Genomic DNA, 8,210 nt, shown 5'->3' on the forward strand with positions numbered 1-8,210 from the left:
GACAAACGTGTATCGCCTCACTTATGATCGCGGAGGGCCGACGCCGGATCGTGACAGACGTCGCCCTCGCCACCGCCGCCGGTCTGCCGTCACTCATCGACGACGAGGACGCCTTCCGGACCGCGCTCGACGCCCGCGGTGTGACCGCCGAGCCGGTCGTCTGGTCGGACGAAACCGTCGCGTGGGGCGAGTTCGACGCGGTTCTCGTCAGAACGATCTGGGACTACTACCGGTGTGAAGATGCGTTCGACGCGTGGCTCGATCGGCTCGACCGTGTGCCGACTTCGGTGTGGAACCCGGTTCGGACGCTCCGGTGGAACAGCCACAAGTTCTACCTCCGGGACCTCGCAGAGCAGGGCGTGCCGACCCTCCAGACGGCGTTTCTCGAGCGGGGAGCAGACGCCTCACTCGACGAGCTGATGGCTGACCGCGGTTGGGATGAGGTGGTCGTCAAGCCCGCGATGAGTGCCGGAGCGTTCGAGACGAACCGGGTCTCCCAGGCCGACGTCGACGCGGCGCAGGCGTGGTTCGACGAGATCCTCGCTCGCCGGGACGTGTTAGTCCAGCGCTTCGCCGACGAAATCGAGGCGGGGGAGTGGTCGCTGATCTTCTTCGACGGCGCGTACAGCCACGCCGTCCGAAAGCAGCCCGAAGCCGGCGAGTTCCGCGTTCAGTCCGAACACGGCGGGCGCGCGGCGGCCGAGTCGCCGCGGGGAGGACTCATCGAGCAGGCGACGGACGTCGTCGAGGCGGTGACAGCCGAACTGAAGAGGCAGGTGCCGCTGTACGCCCGCGTCGACGGGATCGTCCGGGACGGAACGTTCCGCCTCATAGAGATCGAACTGATCGAACCCCGACTGTTCTTTCGGGCCGACGACGGTGCCGGGGGCCGCCTCGCTGAGGCGTTCCTCGAACGGTGCTGATCGGGGACACCCGGTGCAATATCGCGAGAAACCGCAATCACTACTTCGCCTGGGGGCGGAGGCGCTGGTATGCAACTTGGCGTCGTCGGCCTCGGCCGGATGGGACAGATCGTCGTCGACCGCGTGATCGACGCCGGACACGACGTAGTGGCGTTCGACCTCGACGCGGAGGCGGTCGCGACGGCCGCCGAAGCGGGCGCGACCCCTGCCGAGGACCTCGCTGACCTCACCGGTCGCCTCGGCGAGGAGAAGCGAATCTGGCTGATGGTGCCCGCCGGCGACGCCGTGGACGCGACCCTCACGGAACTCGAACCGCATCTCGATTCCGCCGACGTCGTCGTCGACGGCGGTAACTCCCACTTCGAGGCGTCGGTGCGGCGCGCTGAATCGACCGATGCAGCGTACCTCGACTGCGGGACCTCCGGCGGACCGGCTGGCGCCGAACTCGGCTTCTCGCTGATGATCGGCGGTCCCGAGTGGGCCTACGAAGCGGTGACTCCCGTCTTCGACGCCGTCGCGACCGGGCCAGCAGGCCACGATCGGATGGGTCCGAGCGGGTCGGGTCACTACGTCAAGATGGTGCACAACGGCATCGAATACGCGCTGATGCAGGCCTACGGCGAGGGCTTCGAACTCCTCGCGAACGGCCGGTATGACATCGATCTGGAGTCAGTCGCGCGGACGTGGAACAACGGTGCGGTCATCCGTTCGTGGTTGCTCAATCTCTGTGAGGAGGCCTTCCGCGAGGAGGGCAGCGACCTCGGCGACGTCGCCGACCACGTCGCCGGCGGTTCGACCGGGACCTGGACCGTCCAGGAGGCGCTCGAACAGGAGGTGCCGGTGCCGCTGATCTATCAGGCGCTGGCCGAGCGCTTCGGCAGTCGGGCCGACGACGGCCGCTTCGCCCGCCGACTCGCGAACCGGCTTCGATACGGCTTCGGCCGGCACGAAGTGAAGCGACGCAACGAGTGAGCGGCGGGATCTCGCCCGTTCGTGTCGGCCCCGGCGCGATAATCACAATTTCCTTAACCCCCGATTCCATAGCGCCAGTATGGTCGAAATCAACTTCGTGGGGCTGGGTCTCGGGGTGACCCTAACGCTCCTCGTGGTGGCGATCCACTACGCTCGCGGTACCGGGTGGACGGCCACCGGCGACATCTCCCAAGAGGTGCTCGAACAGCGGGCGAGCACGCTCCCAGAGACGGACTTCCCGGAACCGATGAACCGATCCATCGGCGGCGGCGCAGCCCCTGCAGGGGGAGTCGTCGGCGGTGAAGAGGGTGCCGAACTCGAAGAGGCCGAAGAGGCCGAAGAGGTCGATCCCAGCGACATTCCGGAAGACGAAATCGAGTACTTTGAGGTCGAGTTCGCCAAGCAGGGCGAGACAATCGAGGTCTCGAACGACGAACCGCTCCTCGATCAGGGTGAGGAAGAAGGCTGGGACCTCCCCTACGCCTGCCGGCAGGGCCAATGTGTCTCCTGTGCCGGGCAGATCACCTCCGGCGGCAACTCCGAGGACTACATCGAACACGACAATCAGCAGATGCTCGACGACGCCGAACTCGGCGAGGGGTACACCCTCACGTGCGTTGCGTACCCCCGCGCGGACTTCACGATCGAAACCGGGGAAGCGCCCTGAGATCCCGCAGCTGTTCTTTCGCAGCGTCTCGTGGTTGTTCATAACCGTTAAACAGGCAGCCAGCCTACTCGTTTTGGGGGCCCGTAGCTCAGTGGACAGAGTCCCTGGTTCCGGACCAGGATGTCGCGGGTTCAAATCCCGTCGGGTCCGTTCTCTTTGTTGCCGCTCCCGAATCAGACCTTATGCCCAAATCACCGGATAGAGGCCCGAATGCGCGCGTTTACCGCATCCGGAGAGCCAGGGAGAATTGAACCTTCTGCAGGTCGCACCCCGCGCTGTGCATCGATCCGTCGAACTAGACTATGACGGAGTCAATCGAACCCACGGAAGCCGTTGAATTGTATATCAGTGACCATACCCCCGAACTCGCTGACAGTTCGATCTACGCGCACCGATCCCATCTTAACCACTTCATCGAGTGGTGCGGTGAGGTCGGGGTCGATGATATGAGTTCGATCGCTCCTCTCTCGATCAAACGGTATGCTGCGTGGCGACGGGAGAATGGAAATCCGAATACGGTAACGATGAATACGCAACTCAGCACGATCCGCGTGTTTATTAATTGGTGCGAGAGCGCCAGAATCGTCGGTGACGGGCTCGCCGACGCAATCCACGTTCCCTCCCTCGCTAAAGGCGAGGATGAACGCAGCGAGATGCTTGATTCGGATGTCGCCGACCGGATCATCGATTACCTGTCGAAGTACCAGTATGCGACCCGTGAGCACGTCGTGGTACTGTTGATGTGGCGTGGACTCCTACGCCGCGGTGCGATCCGTGCGATCGATATTGACGACATCTATCTTACCGGTGACGAGCCCGGAATCGAACTTCGGCACCGCCCGGAGACAGGTACACCGCTCAAAAATCAGTACGACGCTAATCGGTACCTAGCGTTGCAGTCGGAAACTGCATCCGTGATCGCTGATTACATTGAAGAGCATCGAACCGATGTGACCGACGAATACGGCCGTGAGCCTCTTATTACAACGACACAGGGACGCCCGCACGTGAGTACACTACAGGCGGACGCCTACGCTACGACACGTCCGTGTGTCGCTGGATCCGGGTGTCCGCACGACCGTGATCCCGAGGAATGTACAGCCGCGACAATGCGAAAGGAAGCATACGACTGTCCGTCGTCGCTGTCACCGCACGCGATCCGGAGAGGCGGGATTACGCACTGGCTCCGATCTGATGTTCCAGATACGGTGGTTTCTGATAGGGCTTCAACATCACCTGAGGTGCTTGACCGCCACTACGATGAGCGGACTGAGCGTGAGAAGGCAGAGCAGCGACGGAAATTCCTCGATTCGATCTAGCGGCTGTAAATCGAATCATATTCAGATATTACACTAACAGGGAGTATACAACGGTTCACAAGGTATTTTTCCACCTGTGATCGCACTGAATAGCCGTTAGAAGGAGCTGCCTACTGATCGCGCCGATTCTCTTCTAGCTCGCGTGCGCGTTCGTCGAGTTCACAGAGTTCACGCACAACTTCATCGTCTCTGCCTCCGTGGCCGACGCGAACCGACAGGTCTAGCGGTGATGGGGTGAACCGTCTGTTACTGTCGGTCTCACTCCCCTCATCCGTGTTCCCGATCAAAGACAGGAACACGTCCCACAGACCGTGGATCATATTGTCTACAAGACTCTCCCCGCCGATAAGTGTTCAGACTGTACTGGCCGGTTCGCTGCTACTGATTTCACTTGTCTTTCGGTGAACCAGTCTTGAGAAGCCGCGTGCTTAGTGAATGTCGAGGGTTCTGTCAAATCGAGATTGTATTGAGAACGCCCTGCTGAATACAAGGCGCATATCTTGCACGGTATCTCCGAAAGCATCTCTCATAGCGAATTGGTCAGTCGGGAGATTCGATCAGTCAGTTCCTCCGTTCGAAGCGAAGTGAGCCAGCACTATTTTCCGTCAATTCGCGTCGCTGCTGGCGGGAATTTCATCGCCGTTTCACACTGTGGGCACTCGTAGGTGAGCGACTCGGCGAGGACGTGGATGAGCCAGTCGCCATTGATTCGCCCGTCGTGATCACACTCGGAACAAGAGAGCGTCGCCGTATCGCTGGGACATCAACTTGCTGTTTTCGCGGTCACAGGTATGATCGTATGTAGTGGGCGTTCATTGCATCACCAGCGGAAACTCAGTCGTCTGCCGCTTGTGGTGTCGGTAAGACCCGGTGCACTTACTTCCACGGCCACCACGATGGGCGCGGATCGTCCGGATCGGGCAGCCGTCTCCGATTAATGGCCTCTGCCAAGGTGATCAAAATGATGCCGACCAAAATCCAGTGATTGTCCGTCTGTATGGCGGCTACAAACAGGGCGATGAGCCCGGTAAGAAACATCGCAGATGAGAGCAGCCAACTGGCGGGACCGTGCGACGCCACCTCTTGCAAGATCGTATCTTCCATATTGACCTTCCCCACCTGTCGTTACTGGCGCTGTTCAGTGCTGTCACAGACGACCGTGCCACCTAGAACGAGCAGACCACAAACTAACACCGCAGTTCCCAGAACCGGACCGATGCCCACATCGCTGGCCCCTGCCGCGGTCAGACCCCCCGTGATAACCATCGACAGCCCGAGTACGAGCATCGTTTTCGGGTCTTCACTCCTGAAATCGGATCGAATCCGGTCAAATATGTATGCTTGTTGCCAGTCGTGACTATTAATTCTTCATTCCGACCAGCAGCGGGTGTCATAGACTGTTTCTCATACCGTGATGGGCGGCTGTTCTGTGAGGCTGTCATCGCGTGGATTGGCGTCAGGGCTGGGTGTCGCTATCGCTCAGAACAACAGTTGCGAACAGTGCCACGATGCCACTCCCGACCAAGAGGAGTCCGCCAACGGTTCCTTCCTGCCCGCTACTCGTCATCCACACGGCGCTCCCGACGACTACAAACGCGATACCGACAAGGAACAGCACTTGCAGCGTCGTCTTGAGATCCTCGATTCGGTCCTCAAGAGTGCCCATCGATGTCATCAATGAATTGAGCACGCACTCTATTACCGCCTTCGATACTCATACACACGGCCATAACCCACCACGCGAGCGCCATATCGGCGAATGCAGGGATTGTGACCGTAGCAACAAGTCCAACAGCTCCAAGTACTTCTGCGGCCCCGATGACAACGGTCATTTGATCCATACAGAGGACGCTGTGGCAGGCCGACCCGGGTGCTACCTATCTCCTGTCAGGAACCGGCTGCTGAATAGAGAGCGTGTAGTCAGCAGTTGGTTGTCGTTTGTTTCACCCAATTAGCGACGAAACAGCCGTTAGGTGAACGTGCTTATTTACCAAGTGGTTTCCAAGGTGGCGGGATAACTCCGATGATCATCAGGACGATTGGAGGGAACCAGTACATACCGATAACCCCCAATGTGAGTTGATTTCGGATGTACAGAAAGCCGCCAAAGACCGAGAATGGAAGAAGGAAGATTGTCCACACGGCAATGGTCTGTTGTGTGTCTCGGTCCACGTTGAGTCGTCCACTCTCGCCGCCGATAATCATTTCTTCTGTAGAGCGTGATTTTAATGAGCATTCGAAGGAATTGTGACATATGACCGACACGGTTCACAGATGGATGCGACACCATCCCGTTTTAGCGTTCGTACTGGCCACCCTCGGCTGGTCGTTCGGCATTGACGCCGTCGTCTACGCCGCCTGGGGAGCGTCCCCTCCGATGCTCCTTCTCCTCCCGCGTGCTTGGGGCCCGTTAGTCGGGGCAGTGGTCGTGACCTACGTCGTCGGTGACAGTGTCCGTGCGTTGCTCGGACAGGTGACCAACTGGCGAATAAGTCCCCTCTGGTACGTGCTCGCCGTGGCATTTCCCCTGCTGGCCGGCGAGGCCGAAGTCCTGATCCAGGCCGTGGCTGGACTCCCGGTGCGCTTCTCGCCGCCGTCGCTGATGAATTACGTCGTCGGATTGGCGGTGGTGTTGTTCTTGGCAGGCGGTCTCGAAGAGTTCGGATGGCGTGGATTCGCTCAACCGCGACTACAACGATCCTACTCGGCAACGCTCTCGGCAGCCGGGATTGGGATTCTCTGGGGACTGTGGCATCTGCCGCTGTTTTTTGTGTTCGACTTGGGTGTGTTCGATCCGTCGACGCTCCACTGGTACGTGCTCGGGACTATCGGACAGTCAATCGTCTACGCGTGGTTCTACAATGAGTCGGGAGGATGCCTGCTGATACCGATGATCGCACACGCGGTACACAATCAGGCGGGACTGTTCGAGACACCCGTTGAGGTGTCGGGCATCGTTGCCCGAGCGAGTACGGCTGCGCCGTTCGTCGCCGAGGCGATTCTGGCAGGGTGTGTCGTACTGGTGGGCGGATATCAGGTTCTCTGTCGGTCTGATAGGAATCCAGTGGTGGTCGGGGTGCCCGGAACTTCCGGACCGGATCGAAGGAACACGCAATAACCAGTAGGTATTATTATTGGGCGAGATTTCCAGTACCTTTGTAGCGAGGTGACGGCGCCACTGAGCTGATTACGGCCTCTCTACTCAGCAGCCCGTTTCTGACAGATCCTGAGTAGATAACGATTCGGTGTGATACTGCGTTCATCTGTGTTGACCGATCCGGTCTAATCGAACTCCGAGATAGTTTACTGCAAGACACGCGCCCTGTATCTTGCATAGCTTGGAGTGACCTGCCCAGAAACCGTCAGGAAGAGCCTGCAAGAGACAGAGTATGAAGTCAGCGGTCAGCCTTTGTTGGTTTCACACTAATCCGGATGAATCAGACAGTCCGTAGGACTGCGAACTAAGCAGAGGTCAATAGGTTCGGTTCCCCGAAAGCATTTAGAGGTTGTTTCAGAACTTTTGATTACCTCGTTATGAATCGACGCGAAGTCCTCGCTACCACCGGTATCGCTCTCTCAACTGTCCTCGGTGGTTGTCTAACAGGATCTTCCAACAATTCAGACCAACCATCTTCACCGTCTACCAGTACTTCGGATCGATCAATCTCAGTTCAGACACCGTCGAAGGGCGAATGCGAATCATCAACCCGACTTCGGCCAACACCTGATTCATCCAGAACGAAGCAATATCCCACGATTCCAGAGTCGCTGACAGTATCCACAGCGAAGACGTTCGCAACCGCCTTTGAACGGGCATATCAGTACAATTCCAAACTCCCTGAGTACGGGGGCATAGAGATCGACCTGAAAGTTCCCGAATGGGCGATTTCCCAAACACAAGGAGGATACACCGTCGGTATTGATAGCCGTGTTCAATTCGACAACACAGAAACTTCGACGACGTCGTCCACACCGCTCCCATCTGGATTCTTTGAGGTATCCGTGTGGTACTACCTCACCAACCGCTTTGCCCTTCGAGATGATCCGACTAACGAGGGACTCCAAAAGGGGAGTACACCGAATTTAACCGGCGCAGACACAATCGCTTGTGACACTACAGATAACTGAATTCAGTTATGTGATCGGTGCCTGCCCTGTACTGATCAAATCAGACGGCCCTGATTCTCCGTGTCCGACGTGCTGCATTCGCGCTGTGTATTAAGCAGCGACTCAATGACCTACCTGGCCTCTATCAATAACGGTGTGACCGACTTAGAGAGTGGGTGCAGCACATCGACTCCAGTCGATTCACCCCGGTAAGCGCGCTCA

At 58.5% G+C, this 8,210-nt stretch carries 7 protein-coding genes and 1 tRNA gene; 6 read left to right on the forward strand and 2 right to left on the reverse strand.

Translation table 11 applies throughout. From position 1 onward, the window contains the following. Positions 1 to 50: 50 nt before the first annotated feature. The 5 genes from ABEI27_RS08125 to ABEI27_RS08145 all read left to right on the forward strand — a co-directional run bounded on the left by ABEI27_RS08125 (position 51) and on the right by ABEI27_RS08145 (position 3,881). The gene (locus tag ABEI27_RS08125; RefSeq protein ID WP_375798903.1) at positions 51 to 923 is read left to right on the forward strand and encodes a RimK family alpha-L-glutamate ligase; all 873 of its coding nucleotides are present in this window, start codon (positions 51 to 53) and stop codon (positions 921 to 923) included. Positions 924 to 992: 69 nt separating this feature from the next. Further along, complete coding sequence (gnd, locus tag ABEI27_RS08130; protein WP_375798904.1) at positions 993 to 1,895, forward strand: phosphogluconate dehydrogenase (NAD(+)-dependent, decarboxylating); 903 nt, start codon at positions 993 to 995, stop codon at positions 1,893 to 1,895. 79 nt (positions 1,896 to 1,974) lie between these two features. Next, complete coding sequence (locus tag ABEI27_RS08135) at positions 1,975 to 2,562, forward strand: 2Fe-2S iron-sulfur cluster-binding protein (RefSeq protein WP_375798905.1); 588 nt, start codon at positions 1,975 to 1,977, stop codon at positions 2,560 to 2,562. 77 nt (positions 2,563 to 2,639) lie between these two features. After that, positions 2,640 to 2,712: transfer RNA gene (locus ABEI27_RS08140), tRNA-Arg, on the forward strand. Between the two features lie 152 nt (positions 2,713 to 2,864). Further along, the gene (locus ABEI27_RS08145) at positions 2,865 to 3,881 is read left to right on the forward strand and encodes a tyrosine-type recombinase/integrase (RefSeq protein WP_375798906.1); all 1,017 of its coding nucleotides are present in this window, start codon (positions 2,865 to 2,867) and stop codon (positions 3,879 to 3,881) included. Positions 3,882 to 4,757: 876 nt separating this feature from the next. Here the strand turns inward: ABEI27_RS08145 and ABEI27_RS08150 are convergent. Further along, the gene (locus ABEI27_RS08150; protein WP_375798907.1) at positions 4,758 to 4,985 is read right to left on the reverse strand and encodes a hypothetical protein; all 228 of its coding nucleotides are present in this window, start codon (positions 4,983 to 4,985) and stop codon (positions 4,758 to 4,760) included. Positions 4,986 to 5,337: 352 nt separating this feature from the next. Beyond that, entirely contained in the window at positions 5,338 to 5,556 is a 219-nt protein-coding gene (locus tag ABEI27_RS08155) for a hypothetical protein (RefSeq protein ID WP_375798908.1), read from the reverse strand. Between the two features lie 579 nt (positions 5,557 to 6,135). Here ABEI27_RS08155 and ABEI27_RS08160 point away from each other — a divergent pair. After that, positions 6,136 to 6,999 (forward strand): lysostaphin resistance A-like protein, encoded by an 864-nt coding sequence (locus ABEI27_RS08160; RefSeq protein ID WP_375798909.1) that lies wholly within the window; start codon positions 6,136 to 6,138, stop codon positions 6,997 to 6,999. The last annotated feature ends 1,211 nt before the right edge of the window (positions 7,000 to 8,210 follow it).

The sequence above is a fragment of the Halobellus sp. genome (genome assembly GCF_042218505.1).
Classification (GTDB): Archaea; Halobacteriota; Halobacteria; order Halobacteriales; family Haloferacaceae; genus Haloquadratum.

Bases quoted from the DNA above. Each gene is read 5' to 3' on its own strand.
- ABEI27_RS08150 (WP_375798907.1), bottom strand. From the start codon at position 4,985: ATGGAAGATACGATCTTGCAAGAGGTGGCGTCGCACGGTCCCGCCAGT.
- ABEI27_RS08135 (WP_375798905.1), top strand. From the start codon at position 1,975: ATGGTCGAAATCAACTTCGTGGGGCTGGGTCTCGGGGTGACCCTAACG.
- ABEI27_RS08160 (WP_375798909.1), top strand. From the start codon at position 6,136: ATGACCGACACGGTTCACAGATGGATGCGACACCATCCCGTTTTAGCG.
- ABEI27_RS08145 (WP_375798906.1), top strand. From the start codon at position 2,865: ATGACGGAGTCAATCGAACCCACGGAAGCCGTTGAATTGTATATCAGT.
- ABEI27_RS08155 (WP_375798908.1), bottom strand. From the start codon at position 5,556: ATGACATCGATGGGCACTCTTGAGGACCGAATCGAGGATCTCAAGACG.
- gnd (WP_375798904.1), top strand. From the start codon at position 993: ATGCAACTTGGCGTCGTCGGCCTCGGCCGGATGGGACAGATCGTCGTC.